This window comes from Sphingobium salicis subsp. salicis (assembly GCF_049472635.1).
Classification (GTDB): Bacteria; Pseudomonadota; Alphaproteobacteria; order Sphingomonadales; family Sphingomonadaceae; genus Sphingobium; species Sphingobium yanoikuyae_A.
The window spans coordinates 2,106,671-2,121,827 of record NZ_JAYRCS010000001.1 but is presented as its reverse complement, the minus strand read 5'-3'; the positions used below and the strand labels follow the sequence as shown (position 1 = coordinate 2,121,827).

Here is a 15,157-nt window from a genome sequence, read left to right as displayed (position 1 = left end):
CTTGGGCTCACTCGAAGAAGCGGGTCTGGGTCGGACCCGGATAGTTGCGAAAGCCGACCAGTCCCCAGCGCCAGGCCATGTGCGGGATGAACCCGCGCGGCTTGGTACGAAGCCAGGGGACGAAAAGGAGAAGGCCTGCGACAAGCGCCCAACCGAGCATCCCGCCGAGGATTACGGCGACGAAGATGACGGTGATCACCAGCACGAATTCGTCCGAACCAAACCACAGGATCTGGACCGGTTTGTGCAGATATTGGGGTAGCCGCTCGTCCACGAGCCTTCTCCTCCTTGCGTCGTGACCTCCCTGCGAAGCTGGTTGAACTTCGTGGGCTGTCTCGCCATTGCGCCTGCGCGCACTGGCCTGTTGAGGTCCGCGATCCGCGTGGGCGGACCACGGACCGAACCGTCAGATCACCATCCCGAATGTCTGGAGAATGCTGTCCGCCTTGATCAGGCAGACCGCCGCAACGATGGTCGGGATGCCGATCATGATGTTGGAAAACAGCCTGCTCACCCCGAACAGGAAGGCTGCGACCCCGCCGACGAACCCGAGCGGGCCTTTGACGCCCTGGTTCACGACGATATCGTAGATGTCGTAGCCAAGGTCGCCCGCGGCGGGCGCGGAGAAGGCGTGAGCCCCACCGGCGCCAAGCAACGCGAGCGCGGTCAAAGGGATGCCGACATTGGCGAGCGAGACGGTCTGTCTGCGAAGAGTCTTCAGCATGCACTTGCTCCTGTGAAAATGGGCCGCTCCGGGATCAGCTTGCCGGCATCGATGAGGATCGCTGTCGGCCGGCGGCGAGGCTGGACGGCCCGGTTCGGGTCCCGCCGCCGGCATGGGGCTGGCGCGGCGATCGCCGTGCCAGGGAACGGGACATGGTCAGCGCTTCGCATCGGCGAGCGCCTTCGCCCCGGTGAGAAATTCCTCGATCTCGGCTTGCCGAAAGCCCGAGATGATCTGGCCGTCCGCGATCAGGGTCGGCGTGCCGGTAATGCGGATGCTGCGCACCACCGCGGAATCTGCCTGGACCCGCGCGCGCCCTTCCTCGCATTTGAGCATCGATGGCGGCGCCGCCCCCGCATAGATCGCGTTGAACGCGGCCTCCTTGTTCGCGGAGCAGTGGATATGCTCGGCCTTGGCCGCGGCTTCAGGATGGATGCCGGAGACGAAGAAGATCAGGCGGCGCACTGGCTTGCCTTCAGCCGCCTTCGCCGCCCAGAAGCGATCGAGCGCGCGGCAATAGGGGCAATCGGGATCGGTGAACTCGATGACGACCGGGGCGTCCTTCGGGCCGATCGCCAGCGCCTTGCTGGTATCGATCCCGGCGAGTTTCCTCGCGGCGGCGGCGCTTTGCGCCAGCACGGTGAGGTTCTGTCCGTTGCGGTCGTACACTTCCGCGAAGAGCAGGTGCTCGCTCTCGGGCGCGTAGTAGATGATACGGCCGCCCGCTGATGCCTGGTAGATCGGGCCCTTTACCGGCGCCGGTCCGAAATCCTCGAACTGGAGATTGGTGAAGGTCTGCCGAAGTTCGCTCTCGGCCTCGCGCGCCGCCGCTGCGAGCGGATCGGCTTGCTGCGCCGAGGCGGCGCTTTGGGCCACGAGGATCAGAGGCAGGGCGAGGACTGCCGCCCCAAGCTTTGGCCCGAATTTACGGATGCGCATGCGATGTCTCCTGAATGGGGCTGCCGGGGCGGGAGAGAAGCCGCGTATCGAGATGCGTGCCCGATCCCACTGGGATGTGTTGGCGCACCGTGGCCGGCAGACTGCCGTTCTCCGCCGGGGCTGAGGCCGCCGCGCGGATCACGAAGCCTTCCGCCGTCGCGGCGATGGTGCGCTGCCGCTCGGCATCCGGCATGACGCCGGCCCGCCGAGAGCGATCGCCCGGCGTCGCGCAGGCTGTCGTCGTGACGACCAGGGCGCCCAAGGCAACCGTCATCGCTTTGGCAATCGGCGTCATGCACGACTCCATCTTGGCGCTTTGCGCCACGGTTAAGATTACTTAACGATCCGAAGTATCAGGTCTGATTCGCCTTGGGTTGTTCGGAACGAGGTCTGACTGATGGGAATCGAAGTCGATTGCAACAGGCCCCGGAAGCGGAGTGCCCACAGCTTCGAAATTAGCTGGAATTGCTCGAAAATAGTTCCATTTCGGCATGAACGGATGCATCCGCACCGTCCTGGGCCGCTTTCGGAGAATAAGCTCCGAAACAACCAATTTTGGATCAGATCGGAAATGAGATGCCGATTGTGCTGTATTCATCTCTTATAGATGCATGTTATCGGCTATTAGGAATATAACTTCCTCTAAAAACATCGGTATCTGCCATTGCCGTCGACTATCCGGTCTACTTAGATTTTTCGGGCGATCCATCGCGCCATGAGGCGTTGCCGCGGAGGACGAGACCATGGAGCCCGAAGATAAATTTGCCGCCGTCGACACGTCGATCTTCAGGGAGATCAAGCTGCTGTCCGGCGAGCGCATCAGACAAGAGCGCAACCTGCGCGGCATCACGCAAATCGAGCTTGCGACCAATATGGGAGCCAGCCCGCGTACGATGCGCGAGATTGAGGCCGGGGGGCCGGGCACGAAGCTGGAGGATCATATCAGAGCCACGCTCAGTCTCGGCATGCCGACCGGACAGATCGCCTTCTCGATCCTCTTTGCGGGCCAGCGCATGCGCTTTCCGCGCCAGCTCATCTACGGCGATCTGCCCGCCATCGAGCGCAAGTGCATCGAGATGATATCGGATTGGGTGCTCACCGCGCTCAAGCAGGATCTCTCGCCCGAATGGCGGCGCGGCGATGAGAGCGGCCAGATATGAAACCCGCAGGCGACCCAGAGTGCAACGGTCCGCGTCCTGCCGAACCAACGTCTCTCCAGCGCAAGTGTGAAGAGATGAAAAAGCCTATGAACCGTCCGCATTATTCGCCCGGCGGTCATTGGATGCCGACTGTTCCTGGCCAGATCTGTCAGGTCTGCGAAAAGCCGTACACAGCGCACAGGATAAACCAGCAATTCTGCTCACGAAAATGCGCGGGGCTGGCCCGGCGTTTGCCGACATCGCGCAGGGACAAGTGCTGCCTACATTGTGGCAAGACCTTCGAAATCCCCGCCGGGCAGAGCGCAAGTGGAGATCACGCCGCGAAATATTGCTCGCGTGAATGCGTCCGGGCCCATCACGGGTGGTCTCAGCGAAGGCGTGTGTCTTGCGCCAACTGCGCAAAGCCGTTCGACGCTCCCCCTAAAGATGCGAGGATGCGGTTCTGCTCTACCGCCTGCCTCCATGAGCATCGCAGATCGCTGCGCATCACCAAGGCATGCCTCAACTGCGGCGAGCCGTTCACCGTGTCGCGCTCGCATTCCGGCAAGACAATCTGTTCACGGGCATGCGCGACGGCCTACTATGTTCGCGATCGCTCGCACGGTTGGCGAGGCGGGGTCGTCAAGCAGAACGGGCGCAAGTTTCGCAGGATCGACCGCCAGGGCTTTGCCGGGAAATATAATGGCGAGCATCGGCTTGTCGCTGAACGCGAGATCGGCCGGAGGCTCGAACGAAACGAAGTCGTGATCTGTCTGGACGGCGACAACGACAATCATGCCCCCGCGAACCTGTTCCTGTTGCCCGACCAGAAGGAATTTGGCCTGTTGAAAATGGGATCCGTGCCCTGGCCCGCGGAATCGAACCTGCGTTCTTATCGTGATCGCGGATATATCCGGCCCGATGTGATCGTCGTTCTCCATGAGTGGGAGAACGAGAGGCGCCAAAACCCGAAAACAAAGCGCTACATCAAAAGGCATCCCCATGCCGACGAGATCATAAAGCGCAGGCGTGCCGGAGCGAGCGTGCGTCAGTTGGCGAAGGATTTTGGAACGAGCATGAGCACGATGGCGCAAACCATCCGCAACCGGCTTTAGGGCTTGCGGGATCTATCGTGCGTTGATCACTGCGGCCCGAAATCGGATCCTCCGCGAAACCTTGAAGCTTGCCCGGCCCACGATCGCAATTTTCCAGACAGGGGCGTGCGATAGCCATCACGGCGCAGATGATGCGGGGCGGTGGGCGTGTCGGCGGCAAACTCGCAGGCATTGTCGTCGGCGCCGACGCGCGAGGGGAACTGCATGGACAGCAGCATAAGCACGAGCGCACATAGCAGGCTGTCGAAATGGGCGGAGCAAAACAGCGTGCAAAACCCGCGACGATCTGGAGCGTGGCCATCAGCGGCGGCGTGATCTCGATCGGCTCCGGGCCGGCAAAGGAGCAGGACGCGCGGGAGTCGCTCGGAATGGCGAGCGGCACCGTGACGCCATAGGCGATCCCGTATCGGCGCGCTTCCTGGAACAGGGCCAGTTGGTGATCGGCAAGCTCAACGAAGCCCGCGATCTCCTCCCAACCGAACGGCCGGTCAAGCTGCTGGCTCACCTCATAGACCGGGTCGATGACGAAGTAGTGATTGTCGATATAGGATCGGACGAAGTCCTCCGGATAGTTGGTGACCACCAGCGCGCCCTCGACCAGCCGTGGGAGGCCGCCATGCTGCACCAGCGCGACATAGGGGAAGCCCATCAGCAAGGCGGCATCGGCCAGTCCGTCGCGCAGCGCCTCGATCGAAGAGGCCCTATTGAGCCGCGAAAGGACCTTGCGCAGCCGGGGACCGACATACATTGACTTCCTCCTCCTCGCGAACGTGGTTCTCCACGTCCGTTCATTCCTCGTTGAAATTGTTCGCAGTTGGTGTCGTCGTCCCCGGACGCATAGCCAGGCGCGGCGGTAAGATGGCACGCAACTGCCTGGTGGAGCGTGAGGCGGAACAATCCTTCAACAGGCTGACGGCTATCTCCGCACCGAATATTCGGTTCCTCCCTTCAACGGGATCAGCGTGGAATCGAAGCCATTGGCGCGGTCGCGCAGCCAGACGACACAGGCCCGGCAGTTCCCGGCCAACCCTCCTGAATCGTCGGCCAGCATGGCTGCGCCCGGCCGCTTTCGCGGCTTCGACAACTCCGAAGAAGCCGGATCGCCTGGCGCTGCTCATTTGGTCGGATCTTCGACGTCGTTGCCGGGCGTCGCGGCGAGAAGCGTCACTGCGTCGTTTGGATTGCGAATTACCTCGCCGTACAGCCGCGCGCTATCGGTCGAGGCCGTGTCGGCATCCTTCACCACGGCGGAGAATTGCAGGAAGCTGTGCGTGAGCGAGGGGTAGTTGGCGTAGCGCACGGGAACGACCTCGGCCTTCAGCCGCTCGGCGAACCTGCGCCCGGAATCGCGCAATATGTCGAAGCCGGCAGTGGCGACGATAGTGGGCGGCAGGCCCTTTAGGCTTTTCGCGCTGACCGGGTTCATGAACTCGTCCGCCTCGTCGATCCGGTCGGGGCTATAGTCCTCGAACACGCGCGGCAGGATGAACTCGATGAACGTGCTGTCGAGCGCATAGCCCTTGCCGAACAGGCGATAGGAAGGATCATTCTGCGGCAGGCCCGCGCCCGGATAGAACAGCAGCATGGCGGCGGGGCCGGGCTGGCCCGCAGCGAGTTGGCGCTGGGCGATGTTGATCGAGACATGGCCCCCGGCGCTGTCGCCGCCCACGCCGACGCGTACGGGATCGCCGCCGAACGAAGCGGCATTGGCGCGCGCCCACAGGAATGCATCCTCGCCATCGTCGCTGGCCGCGGGATAGGTATGTTCGGGCGCGAGGCGATAATCGACCGTGACGACGATCGCCTTCGCCTCGTTGGCGAGCAGCCGCGACACCCCGTCATGCGAGGCGATGCTGGCGAAGATCCAGCCTCCGCCATGATGATAGACCAGCACCGGAAGCGGCCCGTCATCGTCCGTTTCGGGGTGGTAGATACGGATGGGGATCGGCCCGCCGCGTCCCTTGATTGTTCGGTCCTCGACATGCGCCATGTCGGGCGTGACCTTGGTGAGGAGCCGCCAGTCGCGGTCGGCGCCGTGGCGGATGAAGCCCCGGCCCCAGGGCGTTGCGAAGATCATTGGCGCGGCGCGGCGCAGCCACGGAGCGGCGGGCCGGACCTGCTCCATCATATATTGCAGCTTGGGGTCGATGGTCTGCCCGTCGACCGTTTCGAGCGGGCCTTGCAGATGCTCCATGAACCAGCTTTCGGACTGCGAATAGAAGGCCAGTTTCTCCTGCTCCTCCTTCGTCGGCACAAACGGTTCCACCGGCTTGATACTCATCGCGAACCAGATTTGGAGGGCAACGAAAGCCAGCACGAGCAAGAGGGCGACCGCACCCAAAGACCATAAAGCGATTTTCATCCATCTATCCCTGTCGAGTAACTGTCGAATGGCCGCCACATCCGGCCCGTTCCCGCCACACCACAACCAGCGCGCCGACCATCCAGCATGGCGTCATCACCACCAGAAAAAGCAGGCAGAGCAGCGCCCAGATCAATATGAGACCGCCGGTGGTGCCCCACTGAAGAATGTTCATGGGACGGCTCCCCCTTGCTGCGCGTTGTGCGGATCACTGGCCTCCGACTGCTCCAGTCGGTCCACGACGGCGCGCAATACCCAGCGTCGGCCGGTGCGCTGGTGTCGGCGAGCGAGCTTCCTGCGCGCTACCTCCAGCGCGCCCTGGCCATGGATCTCGCGCAACCATTCGCATTCCTGCCGGACGGCTTCCTCAAAGGCCGGCGAGGCTTTCCATTCGCACCTCCGCCGCCAGCGTCGCCACAGGGCCGTCACCATTCCGCCGCCCGCGCCGACAAGTCATCGCACCATCGGTCGAGAGATGCCCGGACAGCCCGTGCAACGTGCGCCAAACCCAGGATCGCAAGGCTAGTCGCCGCAAGCGCGACGAACAGCCAGGTCCAGCCCTTGTCGGCCAGAACCGGCCCTACGAGACCGACAAACGAGAACAGGGCCAACAGGGCGAGGCGCCCGCGCAAACCGTGATGCATTATACTGTAACCTCCATAGGCGTGCGGCGGCGCCTGCGCCTGCGGTCCCACCAGAGCCAGGCGCCGTTGCCGGTGATGAACAGGGTGAGCCAGGTGCAGGCAGTCCACAGCAGCTTGAGCGGCAGCCCGCCATAGTCCCCGAAATGCAGCGGCTGCGAGAGAATGATCGCCTTCATATACCAGGGCATCGCCGTCGTGGTCACGACGTCGCCGCTTTGCGCGTCGACCAGCACCGCACGGAACATCCGCTCGTCGAGACCCTCGCCATGCACCAGCACCGTGTAATGACGCGGGGTGGAGAAGTCGGTGCCGGGCCAGAAGATGCTGCCAACATGCCAACCCTCGGGCGCGGCCGAGAGCGCGGCGCGGGCGACGCCATCGGCATCTACCGGTGGACGGCGGGGATCGACGGGCGCTCCGACAAAGGTCCGCTGGGCCTGCCCAAGCTCGCTTTGCGCCCAGAGCCCGGTGGCTATGCTGCCGAAGCCCAGCAGGAAGCCGGTCAGCGTCACCACCAACGCCCAGCCCAGCACCACCGCACCGATGAAATTGTGCAGGTCGAGCTGCAACAGGCGCGGCCCGCGCCCGCGGCGGAACGCACCGAAGGCAACGCGGCGGGCATGGGGTGCGTAGACCACAAGGCCCGAGACCAGCGACACCAGCACCAGCAGCGCAATCAGGGCGCCGATCAGTTCGCCGATCGGCCCCATGAACCATTGTCCGTGCAGCTCCAGGAGGAAACCGGTCAGCGTCTCGCCCTCGCCAAAATTCTCCGGCACCAGCTTTGCGGTGGCCAGGTGGGCGAAGCGCAGCGTCGTGCGGTCGAACCCGGTGTCGCCATTGGGAACCGTCGCCACCAGCAGCAGCCCCGGATGATCGCCGGGGTCGATGCCGATCAGTGCGACCTTCTCATCGGGCCAGGCGGCAAGCGCCGCGTCCACCGACTCCGCCAGCGGACGATCCTGCGCGCTCAATCCCGGCGCGGGCGGAAGGACGCCCATCGCGGCGTCGATCTCCTCGTGGAAGATCAGCACCGTGCCGGTAAGGCAGAGGATCAGGAACGGCAGCGTCGCCACCAGGCTCGCCCAGCGGTGAAGCCACAGATTCGCCCGATACCAGCGTGAGGGCGTCTTTGCGGGTGCGATCGTCGCTATTTTCATGCGCGCCGCCATCGGTCAGGAGTTCTCGACCGGATGGCGGTCAAGCCTATCGAGAGGCGTTTCCCGGACCTTGCGCGCGGCCGATGCTGCCCCGCCGATCAGCAAGGGCAGGGCGGCGAGCATGAAGAACAACCAGTCCCATGCCCCTTCGGCGAGCAGCATCCCGGCGATGCCGACGATCGACGCCAGGGCCGAAAGGGCGATGCGCGCGCGCAAACCGCGCCGGATGGCAATCCTGCCCATCAGCTTTTACCCGAGAGATGGGCGAAGGGCAGCAGCGGTGCCGCTGCGTCAGCTGCGTTCGCGGCCGGCGTCGCGAGAGCATTGACGAACCGCTGGGCTCGGGCCCGCATCGCCGCGTCGAGAGTGGTCGGGGTCGTGCCTTGCCCGGCGCGGCGGGCAAGCGCCAGGACGGCGGCGCGACCGCCAGCCGACTTGCCTTCGCCCGACGCGGCCCGCAGCAACGCGCCATAAGCTGATGGCAAGGCGCGCTGGCCGCCCAGCGCAATCGCGCGATCGAGCGCCGCGTTGCCGGCCTTGCGGCTCGCGCCGACCGTCGGCCCGGCCAGCATGCCGACGCGCCGGACAGCCTCGATGTGCCACGCACCCAGCGCAAGATGTGCTTCGGTATTGTCGGGCTGGACCGCGATCTGCCGCTCGATCAGGCGCCGCGCCTCGCGGGCCGGACCGATACCGCCGGAAAGCATCGCGCCCCAGGCCGCCGCCACGGCCTGCTGGATCGCGGCTTCATGGTTCGCGGGGTTCTGGTGCAGCGCGGTCTCCGCTTCGGCCCGCACCTGCGACAGCAAGGCCCGCGCCCGCGCCGTCGTCGGCGCGCGGAAGGCCGCCTCGGTCAGCAGGTCCCACCCTCCTGCCGCGCGAGCCGGGACAGCCAGTCCGAACATGGCGACCGCCGTCAGGGCGTGAAGGAAGGCGCGGCGCTGCATCATGCCGTCGCCCGCGCGTCAGCCGTTTCGCGCCGCCAATAGGCGACTACGAGCTGCTCCTGCTTGCCCAGTCCCGTGCCGCGCAGATGGCGCCGGATTTCCTGGATGGCGGCAAATTCGCCCGCGACCCAGACGAAGCGCGTGCCGTCGCCGGGCAGCGATGCAGCCTTCACCGCACCGGCCAGCAGATCGGTGGTGCCGGCGAGGGCGCCATCACGATGCAACCAGCGCAGTTCGACCCCCGGCGGCGCGGAGAGCGTCTGTTCCTCATCCGGTCCGTCTACCTCGACCAGCGCAACGCCCTTCGCATCGCTGGGCATGCTTTCGAGGATACGGCCGATCGCCGGTAGTGCGGTTTCGTCGCCCGCGAGCAGGATCCAGTCGGCGGAACCGGCGGAACGCCCGCCGGGGCCGATCATGCCGACAACATCGCCGGGCCTTGCCGCCGCCGCCCATGAGGCGCCGGCTCCGCCATCCTCGTGGAGCACGAAGTCGATCGCCACGCGCCGGGTTCCGGCGTCGATGGACCGGATGGTGTATTTGCGGAATATCGGATCGAGCTTGCGGCGCTTCAGCCGCGCCATGCCGCCCGTCTCTTCCTTCAGCCAGCGGTCGCGCGCCGCCCCCTCGGGCGGCAGCAGCAGCTTGACGTGCAGATTCTCCTGCGTGGCGAAGGGTTCGAGGTCGCGCCCGATGAAGGCCACGCGTAGCATGTGCGGCGTGATCCGGCTCGTCTCGACCACGCGCAGCAGCGTGCATTCCTCGATCCGTGCATGGAACAGGCGCTCGATCCAACCACGGATGCCCTGCCTTATGGCCTGCATCCGCAGGCGGGGCCTCATACCCGGCCTCCATTCATGCTCGCGAAGCGCAGCACGGCGGAAAAGGCTGTGATCAGCAGCGACTGGTGGTTCTCCCCGGCGAGCACGCGATAGTCGACCGACACGCCCGCGAGTCCTTCACGCTCCAGCCGGTCCACGAAAGCGCTGGAATCATCCAGCATCCGGGCGCTGATCTTCGGGCGCTCGGGCGTCTCGCGTTCGCCGACGGCAATGAGGACGTCCGCCATCAGATCGCGCGGCAGCGCGGCGATCGCGGCATCGGCGGCCTTCAGCAACTGCGCGTCGTCCCACCACAGCGAGGGGCTGAGCGCGGCATAGCGGCGGAATGCCCCCGGCCGATGCAGCAGCGCGTAAAGCGTGAAGAAACCGCCGAAGCTATGGCCGCAAAGGATGTGCCGCCGACCATCGACCGGATAGCGCGCCGCGATGTCCTCGCGCAGCGGCCCGGTCAGAAAGTCGAGGAAGGCGTCCGCGCCGCCCGGCTGGTGCCAGGGCGCGCCCTGCATGAAGCGCTCGGACAGCTTCCCCGACGTATGTTCGGGCAGATAGTCATAGGCCCGGCGTCCCAGGTCGAACGGCTCCTCGCCCGGATAGCCGACCGCGACGATCAGCATCGGTTCGATCTCGCTCTGAAGCGCGAAGCGGCTTTGCAATCGCAGCGCCTCGGCCGCGCCCGCGACCCAGGCATTGCCGTCGAGCAGCCAGAGGACGGGATAGTCCGTCTTTGGCGGCGGCGCGCTCGGCAGGGTGACGAAGATCGTGTAGTCTCCGTTCGGCCCGCGCGCCCGATATTGCTGGATGTCGGGGATGAGCAGGTCCGAGCCAACCGCTTCGAGCAGGCCGTGCCGCACCCCGGCCGCCCCGTCATGGAGGGCTTGCCTTTTCTTCCTGAAGGCGGCGGTGCGGATGCTTTCGACGATCGCCCGAACCATCATGCGGCATTGTCCTTTGCGGGGCAGGCGCGCGCAGGCGCGCGGCATAGAGAGTGAGCGGCGAGAGGCGCAGGCCCATGCCGTCGAGCAGGCCGGCGCAGCGGAGCAGCGCGGCGGCAAGGGCGGGGTCGTGCACCGAGGCGTTCCCCGCCCCAAGAACGCGCTGCGTCCCGGCGAGCCAGGCCAGCAGGGTCAGTTCACCCGCACCGAGCCAGGGCGAGGCGGGCGAAAGGATCGTGAGGCCATGCCGCGCTGCATGGCGCCGCAACTCGGCGAAATGCTGCGCCTGCGCCGGGGTTGGTCCCGCCGCCGTCCGCGTCCGGCTCGGCCGCACCGTCCCGATCCGCTGAGGCGCTATGTCTGCACCTCGCAAGAGCGCGATCGTCTTGCGCTCGACGAGAGGGCGGCGCTTGAGCGCCAGCGTTGACATCGACGGACCAGTCACGATGACGGCTCCCACTCGCTGTCGGTATCGCGTGACGACGCCTGCCCGTCCGGGACCTCGATGCCGGCCTCGCGCCGCACCGCGCGCATATCGTCCCGGGTCGTATCCCAGCTATGGATGTCGAAGCCGAGATCGGCCGCCGCGAGCTGCATCCGCGTCGTGGCGGCGTCGGGATACCACCCCCGGCTCATGCCTGTGCCGCCTTCCAATCGAAGCCTGCGGCAGCACCATTCGGCAGCGCCTCGCGGCTTGCCGCATGGCCGAACACCGCCCGCCGCCGCCCGAACGCGGCTATTGTGAGCCGCTGCCGAATGATGCGCAGGATCATGAAACGCCCCTCAAGACAGGAAGAACTCGATGGGCACCGTCAGCTCGATGCGGTTGCCGGTCACACTCTCGGGCGGTTTCGGCAAGGGCGACGCCCGCATCGGCAGCGCCAGCGCCTCGCGGTCGAGCGCGTCGAAGCCGGAGGGACGTTCGAGGCGGACGGAGCGCACGCGTCCCTCGCGGTCGATCGTGAACCTGATCCACGGCATTCCCTGCTGTCGGTTGCGCTTGGCCTCCAGGGGGTAGCGCTTGGCCGCGTTGAGCGCGGCGAGCATCTGGCCTTCCCAAGTGGGCTTCGCATCGCTGTTTCGCGATCCAGGCGGCTTGGGCGAGGATTGCGGCGCGGTGGTCTGATCGACCGGCGGACCGGGATCGGGCGCCGGGTCGGCCTGTTGCGGCGGCGAACTCACGCTGTTCGTGCTCGGTATCTGCACCAACGGTGGAGGTGGCGTCTCCACGATCTCCACCTTCGGCTTGTCCTCCTTCTGCACCTGTTCGGGACCGGGCGGGATCTCGGTGTCCGGCGCGGGAGGTGCTTCAGGTGGCGCAACATCAAAAACGGTCAGCGTCGTCGGGGCGATGATCTGCGGCGGGCCGGCCCATTTGAACAGGGCGGCGCCGACAATGGCGAGACACACCAGCCCGGTTCCGCCCAGGCCGAACATCCGGGTGCCGAGCGGCATCGGCCGATCGCTGTAGCGGACGGATGCCGGTCCTCCACTGAGGGAGCTGGAGAGACCGACATTCCGTCCGCCTGACGGTACGCTCGGCGCCGGAGATGGCCGCGCGCCGCGCGACTCTTCCGGCACTGGCGAACCGCCATCAGGCTCGTTCAGGGGCCAGATGCTTGAAAGGGGCGGCCGTGCTTCCTTGTAAGACATCTAAGACATCGCCGCGCCCTCAGAAGGTCGTTTCAAGGGAGAGGGTGAACTGGTTGCCTGTCCGCGAGTAGAGCGAGGGGACGCTGCTATCGACCCTGAGATACTGATAGCTCAGCCGGGGATAGATACCGGCGAAGCCTAGCTTGCTGTGTGTGACGCTGAGATCGATCTGATATTCATGATCACGGCGTAGGCTGGTTTGCGAAAAAAGACTGTAGTCGTGGAATTTGCGGAAGCTGTAGCGCGCATTACCGCGCACATTGATACCGTTATCCCACAACTTGATGAACCCCAGGCTCGCGCCATCGCGTGATGAAGATTCATATTTTACCGACAGCAGATCGCGCTGAGTGGTAAGGCCGCCATAGAAGATTGTCTTTGGAGAGTGAAAATAGACCGCCGTCGCCGATAGCGCATGCAGGTCGCCATCATACCTGTCGAACCGTTCACTGTGTTGCTTGTTAAAATAGGAATAGCCGCCCATGATCTGTAGCTTCGGCGAAATCCAGCTTCCATATTCGACGCTCACCCCGATTATCTCTCGGAATGGTTCGCTGCCCAGCCATGTCTGGCTATAACTTGGAAGGACCGAAAGTCAGGATTTGAGATTGCGGTATCGATAGCCAAGCCGCAAGGTTGCGGTTGTCTCGCGCCAGTCTCGATCATCCCAATAGTGATCGCCTTCGATTGTTCCATCCACGCTCAGGAAATGATTTCCAGAGAGGTTGAAGTTGCGATTCATATTGGCATAGTAGCTGATCGCGTTGGCAGAACGGGGAAGGCTTTCCGGGTTTTTCTCGAAGCGCAGGCCGCCGAGATAAATATAACGATCATCAGAGGCGTTATTTACGTTGTCATTATATTTATACCCAACGCGAAGCGTGCCGGTCCATTGGCCTTGTTTGCTGATAGCCGCAAGATACTGGTCGATCGCCTGCTGCGCTGCGGGTTTCACTTCAGGATCACGCTTCAGAAGCTCGAACAGTCTTTTCGCCTCTCGAAGCTGCTTGTCCTCGAAAAGCATCGCGGCGAGGTCAAGCCGCACATAGCTCAGACTTGCATCGCGGCTCAGCATCTCGCGATAGGCAGCGATCGCCCTTCCGTGATGCCCATCCTGCCGCTCCAACGCGCCCCGAGCGTAAAGCTCCAGGAGCGGATCGTAACCGGGAATATCAGCATAATAGGCCAGCACGCGCCGGACCGTGCGCCAATTGCGCGCCTGAACGCTCGTGCCGAGAATGAAACTGGCCAAGTCCTGATTGGCTTTCAGGTCATCGTCATCCAGCTTGACAGGCTCCTGCGTTTCTTGGGTGGGCCTAGACGGCTCGTCCGACGTCGGATCACCGATCCGAGGAACATCGATGGTAACTTCGGGCACACGCAGCACGCCATCATCGGGAGGGCGATCGACAATCTGTGCCGAGGCAGGGATCGACACCCAAAATGCCAATGCTGGGAGGCAGCGATAAATATTTCGCAAGATAGAGCGTCCACATCTGGAGGATAGCCAGAAAAAGGTCATTCCCCGACCATCGGACGGGGAATGACTGAGAAATAGACTTACTGTGCGCCAGCAATACCAATGTTCCCGATCGAGGTATTCAGCTTGATCACGCCAGCCACTTCTTCGGCATTGGGGCCAAATATCGCGAGATCATACTTCGGGACGACGCTACCCAGACCATAGACGAAATCAACCAAGGCATTTCCGGTACTGAAGCTCCCGTCACCGTCCCAAACGCCCCACGCGCCGCTGGTGGCGTCTTGGGTTATGCTTTCTCTGTCGAGAGTTCCATTGGCATTAGAGCGTTTTTCGACCGCCATGAATCGGGCGAGGATTCCCAAAAGACTGATTTTCTGATTCAGCCTTCGTGCCGGTGAAGGAGGCTGGCATGGATGGCTCTTTCGATGGATTTGCGTGTCCGCGTTTTGGCGGCGATTGACCAAGGCCTGAGTTGTCGGGCGGCAGCGGTTCGGTTTGGTATTGCGCCATCAACGGCGATCCGGTGGTCCGGGCAACGCCGGGTGACCGGCAACGTTGCCCCCAAGCCTCAAGGGGGCGATATGCGCTCGCGCCGGGTTGAAGAGCGGGCGGCCGACATTTTGTCTATCTGGGAAGCGCGTAAAGATATCACGCTTGAAGAGTTGCGCGCGGGGCTGGGCGAGATTGGGCTGACCGTCTCTGTCGCCGGTCTTCACCGCTTCTTCGTGCGCCGTGGCATGACGCGCAAAAAAAGACTGCTCATGCCATCGAGCAGGACCGGCCCGACGTCCTGAAGCAGCGGCACGACTGGTTCGATGGTCAGATTGATCTGGACCCGGAACGTCTCGTGTTCATCGACGAGACCTGGACCGCCACCAACATGACCCGCAGGCATGGCCGCTGCGCCAGAGGCGAACGCCTGCGCATGGGCTTTCCGCACGGTCACCGCAAAACCACCACGCTGGTGGCCGGATTGCGCATGACCGGCATGGTCGCGCCGATGGTGCTCGATGGCCCGATCAACGGCGACTGGTTCGAAGCCTATGTCACCCAGGTCCTTGTCCCCGATTTGAAGCCCGGTGATGTCGTGATCATGGACAATTTGTCGAGCCACAAGCGTGCTTCAGTGCGCGAACTGATTGAAGCAGCGGGCGCAACGCTGCGGTTTTTGCCGCCATACAGCCCGGACTTCAATCCGATCGAGAGAGGTGGCCTGG

Annotated in this window: 21 protein-coding genes and 2 pseudogenes; 3 read left to right on the top strand and 20 right to left on the bottom strand. The window is 64.1% G+C overall.

Annotated elements, in window-relative coordinates:
* Positions 1-7: 7 nt before the first annotated feature.
* The 4 genes from VHN57_RS10265 to VHN57_RS10250 all read right to left on the bottom strand — a co-directional run bounded on the left by VHN57_RS10265 (position 8) and on the right by VHN57_RS10250 (position 1,958).
* The gene (locus tag VHN57_RS10265) at positions 8-274 is read right to left on the bottom strand and encodes a type IV conjugative transfer system protein TraL (RefSeq protein ID WP_048577689.1); all 267 of its coding nucleotides are present in this window, start codon (positions 272-274) and stop codon (positions 8-10) included.
* A gap of 132 nt (positions 275-406) precedes the next feature.
* On the bottom strand, positions 407-724 hold the full coding sequence (locus VHN57_RS10260; protein ID WP_048577690.1) for a hypothetical protein: 318 nt from the start codon (positions 722-724) through the stop codon (positions 407-409).
* Between the two features lie 156 nt (positions 725-880).
* Positions 881-1,663: a DsbC family protein gene (locus VHN57_RS10255; RefSeq protein WP_048577691.1), complete on the bottom strand. Its 783-nt coding sequence runs from the start codon at positions 1,661-1,663 to the stop codon at positions 881-883.
* Positions 1,650-1,958: a hypothetical protein gene (locus VHN57_RS10250; protein WP_048577692.1), complete on the bottom strand. Its 309-nt coding sequence runs from the start codon at positions 1,956-1,958 to the stop codon at positions 1,650-1,652. Before VHN57_RS10250 ends, VHN57_RS10255 begins: the two co-directional genes overlap by 14 nt.
* 448 nt (positions 1,959-2,406) lie before the next feature.
* Between VHN57_RS10250 and VHN57_RS10245 the strand changes: the two genes are divergently transcribed.
* Entirely contained in the window at positions 2,407-2,823 is a 417-nt protein-coding gene (locus VHN57_RS10245) for a helix-turn-helix domain-containing protein (RefSeq protein ID WP_048577693.1), read from the top strand.
* Positions 2,824-3,257: 434 nt separating this feature from the next.
* The gene (locus tag VHN57_RS10240) at positions 3,258-3,917 is read left to right on the top strand and encodes an HNH endonuclease (protein ID WP_048577694.1); all 660 of its coding nucleotides are present in this window, start codon (positions 3,258-3,260) and stop codon (positions 3,915-3,917) included.
* Here VHN57_RS10240 and VHN57_RS10235 read toward each other — a convergent pair.
* The 16 genes and pseudogenes from VHN57_RS10235 to VHN57_RS10160 all read right to left on the bottom strand — a co-directional run bounded on the left by VHN57_RS10235 (position 3,817) and on the right by VHN57_RS10160 (position 14,281).
* Positions 3,817-4,665 (bottom strand): autoinducer binding domain-containing protein, encoded by an 849-nt coding sequence (locus tag VHN57_RS10235; protein ID WP_082166255.1) that lies wholly within the window; start codon positions 4,663-4,665, stop codon positions 3,817-3,819. The two genes, VHN57_RS10240 and VHN57_RS10235, sit on opposite strands and share 101 nt — an antisense overlap.
* Positions 4,666-4,833: 168 nt before the next feature.
* Positions 4,834-4,968 (bottom strand): hypothetical protein, encoded by a 135-nt coding sequence (locus VHN57_RS10230; protein ID WP_423283752.1) that lies wholly within the window; start codon positions 4,966-4,968, stop codon positions 4,834-4,836.
* 63 nt (positions 4,969-5,031) lie between these two features.
* Complete coding sequence (locus VHN57_RS10225; protein WP_423283750.1) at positions 5,032-6,171, bottom strand: alpha/beta hydrolase; 1,140 nt, start codon at positions 6,169-6,171, stop codon at positions 5,032-5,034.
* Positions 6,172-6,283: 112 nt separating this feature from the next.
* On the bottom strand, positions 6,284-6,454 hold the full coding sequence (locus VHN57_RS10220; protein ID WP_158500999.1) for a hypothetical protein: 171 nt from the start codon (positions 6,452-6,454) through the stop codon (positions 6,284-6,286).
* 250 nt (positions 6,455-6,704) lie between these two features.
* Entirely contained in the window at positions 6,705-6,923 is a 219-nt protein-coding gene (locus tag VHN57_RS10215; protein ID WP_048577698.1) for a hypothetical protein, read from the bottom strand.
* The gene (locus VHN57_RS10210; RefSeq protein WP_048577713.1) at positions 6,923-8,083 is read right to left on the bottom strand and encodes a PepSY-associated TM helix domain-containing protein; all 1,161 of its coding nucleotides are present in this window, start codon (positions 8,081-8,083) and stop codon (positions 6,923-6,925) included. Before VHN57_RS10210 ends, VHN57_RS10215 begins: the two co-directional genes overlap by 1 nt.
* Before the next feature lie 15 nt (positions 8,084-8,098).
* Positions 8,099-8,326, bottom strand: coding sequence for a hypothetical protein (locus VHN57_RS10205; RefSeq protein ID WP_048577699.1), 228 nt, complete (start codon positions 8,324-8,326; stop codon positions 8,099-8,101).
* Positions 8,326-9,033, bottom strand: coding sequence for a hypothetical protein (locus VHN57_RS10200; protein WP_048577700.1), 708 nt, complete (start codon positions 9,031-9,033; stop codon positions 8,326-8,328). The genes VHN57_RS10205 and VHN57_RS10200 overlap by 1 nt, the downstream gene beginning before the upstream one ends.
* Positions 9,030-9,872 carry a siderophore-interacting protein gene (locus VHN57_RS10195; RefSeq protein ID WP_048577701.1) on the bottom strand — a complete coding sequence of 281 codons (843 nt, stop codon included), beginning with the start codon at positions 9,870-9,872 and terminating at the stop codon, positions 9,030-9,032. Before VHN57_RS10195 ends, VHN57_RS10200 begins: the two co-directional genes overlap by 4 nt.
* Complete coding sequence (locus tag VHN57_RS10190; protein ID WP_048577702.1) at positions 9,869-10,807, bottom strand: alpha/beta hydrolase; 939 nt, start codon at positions 10,805-10,807, stop codon at positions 9,869-9,871. Before VHN57_RS10190 ends, VHN57_RS10195 begins: the two co-directional genes overlap by 4 nt.
* Positions 10,737-11,249 carry a hypothetical protein gene (locus tag VHN57_RS10185; RefSeq protein WP_148564786.1) on the bottom strand — a complete coding sequence of 171 codons (513 nt, stop codon included), beginning with the start codon at positions 11,247-11,249 and terminating at the stop codon, positions 10,737-10,739. Before VHN57_RS10185 ends, VHN57_RS10190 begins: the two co-directional genes overlap by 71 nt.
* Positions 11,246-11,440, bottom strand: coding sequence for a hypothetical protein (locus VHN57_RS10180; RefSeq protein WP_048577704.1), 195 nt, complete (start codon positions 11,438-11,440; stop codon positions 11,246-11,248). The genes VHN57_RS10185 and VHN57_RS10180 overlap by 4 nt, the downstream gene beginning before the upstream one ends.
* Positions 11,437-11,577: a hypothetical protein gene (locus VHN57_RS10175; protein ID WP_158501000.1), complete on the bottom strand. Its 141-nt coding sequence runs from the start codon at positions 11,575-11,577 to the stop codon at positions 11,437-11,439. Before VHN57_RS10175 ends, VHN57_RS10180 begins: the two co-directional genes overlap by 4 nt.
* 10 nt (positions 11,578-11,587) lie before the next feature.
* On the bottom strand, positions 11,588-12,259 hold the full coding sequence (locus VHN57_RS10170; RefSeq protein ID WP_239659802.1) for an energy transducer TonB family protein: 672 nt from the start codon (positions 12,257-12,259) through the stop codon (positions 11,588-11,590).
* Positions 12,260-12,476: 217 nt separating this feature from the next.
* Positions 12,477-13,835 (bottom strand): annotated as a pseudogene (locus VHN57_RS10165) (surface lipoprotein assembly modifier).
* Between the two features lie 182 nt (positions 13,836-14,017).
* The gene (locus VHN57_RS10160; RefSeq protein WP_148564787.1) at positions 14,018-14,281 is read right to left on the bottom strand and encodes a hypothetical protein; all 264 of its coding nucleotides are present in this window, start codon (positions 14,279-14,281) and stop codon (positions 14,018-14,020) included.
* A 72-nt stretch (positions 14,282-14,353) separates the two neighbouring features.
* Between VHN57_RS10160 and VHN57_RS10155 the strand changes: the two are divergent.
* A pseudogene (locus VHN57_RS10155) lies at positions 14,354-15,147 on the top strand (IS630 family transposase); the annotation flags it as partial.
* Positions 15,148-15,157: the final 10 nt, after the last annotated feature.

Excerpts from the sequence above, each read along its gene's own strand:
- VHN57_RS10195 (WP_048577701.1), bottom strand. The coding sequence starts at position 9,872 with ATGAGGCCCCGCCTGCGGATGCAGGCCATAAGGCAGGGCATCCGTGGT.
- VHN57_RS10245 (WP_048577693.1), top strand. The coding sequence starts at position 2,407 with ATGGAGCCCGAAGATAAATTTGCCGCCGTCGACACGTCGATCTTCAGG.
- VHN57_RS10200 (WP_048577700.1), bottom strand. The coding sequence starts at position 9,033 with ATGATGCAGCGCCGCGCCTTCCTTCACGCCCTGACGGCGGTCGCCATG.
- VHN57_RS10170 (WP_239659802.1), bottom strand. The coding sequence starts at position 12,259 with ATGCCGCTCGGCACCCGGATGTTCGGCCTGGGCGGAACCGGGCTGGTG.
- VHN57_RS10240 (WP_048577694.1), top strand. The coding sequence starts at position 3,258 with ATGCGGTTCTGCTCTACCGCCTGCCTCCATGAGCATCGCAGATCGCTG.
- VHN57_RS10220 (WP_158500999.1), bottom strand. The coding sequence starts at position 6,454 with ATGAACATTCTTCAGTGGGGCACCACCGGCGGTCTCATATTGATCTGG.
- VHN57_RS10160 (WP_148564787.1), bottom strand. The coding sequence starts at position 14,281 with ATGGCGGTCGAAAAACGCTCTAATGCCAATGGAACTCTCGACAGAGAA.
- VHN57_RS10210 (WP_048577713.1), bottom strand. The coding sequence starts at position 8,083 with ATGAAAATAGCGACGATCGCACCCGCAAAGACGCCCTCACGCTGGTAT.
- VHN57_RS10250 (WP_048577692.1), bottom strand. The coding sequence starts at position 1,958 with ATGACGCCGATTGCCAAAGCGATGACGGTTGCCTTGGGCGCCCTGGTC.
- VHN57_RS10235 (WP_082166255.1), bottom strand. The coding sequence starts at position 4,665 with ATGTATGTCGGTCCCCGGCTGCGCAAGGTCCTTTCGCGGCTCAATAGG.
- VHN57_RS10205 (WP_048577699.1), bottom strand. The coding sequence starts at position 8,326 with ATGGGCAGGATTGCCATCCGGCGCGGTTTGCGCGCGCGCATCGCCCTT.
- VHN57_RS10190 (WP_048577702.1), bottom strand. The coding sequence starts at position 10,807 with ATGATGGTTCGGGCGATCGTCGAAAGCATCCGCACCGCCGCCTTCAGG.
- VHN57_RS10255 (WP_048577691.1), bottom strand. The coding sequence starts at position 1,663 with ATGCGCATCCGTAAATTCGGGCCAAAGCTTGGGGCGGCAGTCCTCGCC.
- VHN57_RS10180 (WP_048577704.1), bottom strand. The coding sequence starts at position 11,440 with ATGAGCCGGGGGTGGTATCCCGACGCCGCCACGACGCGGATGCAGCTC.
- VHN57_RS10230 (WP_423283752.1), bottom strand. The coding sequence starts at position 4,968 with ATGCTGGCCGACGATTCAGGAGGGTTGGCCGGGAACTGCCGGGCCTGT.
- VHN57_RS10175 (WP_158501000.1), bottom strand. The coding sequence starts at position 11,577 with ATGATCCTGCGCATCATTCGGCAGCGGCTCACAATAGCCGCGTTCGGG.
- VHN57_RS10260 (WP_048577690.1), bottom strand. The coding sequence starts at position 724 with ATGCTGAAGACTCTTCGCAGACAGACCGTCTCGCTCGCCAATGTCGGC.
- VHN57_RS10215 (WP_048577698.1), bottom strand. The coding sequence starts at position 6,923 with ATGCATCACGGTTTGCGCGGGCGCCTCGCCCTGTTGGCCCTGTTCTCG.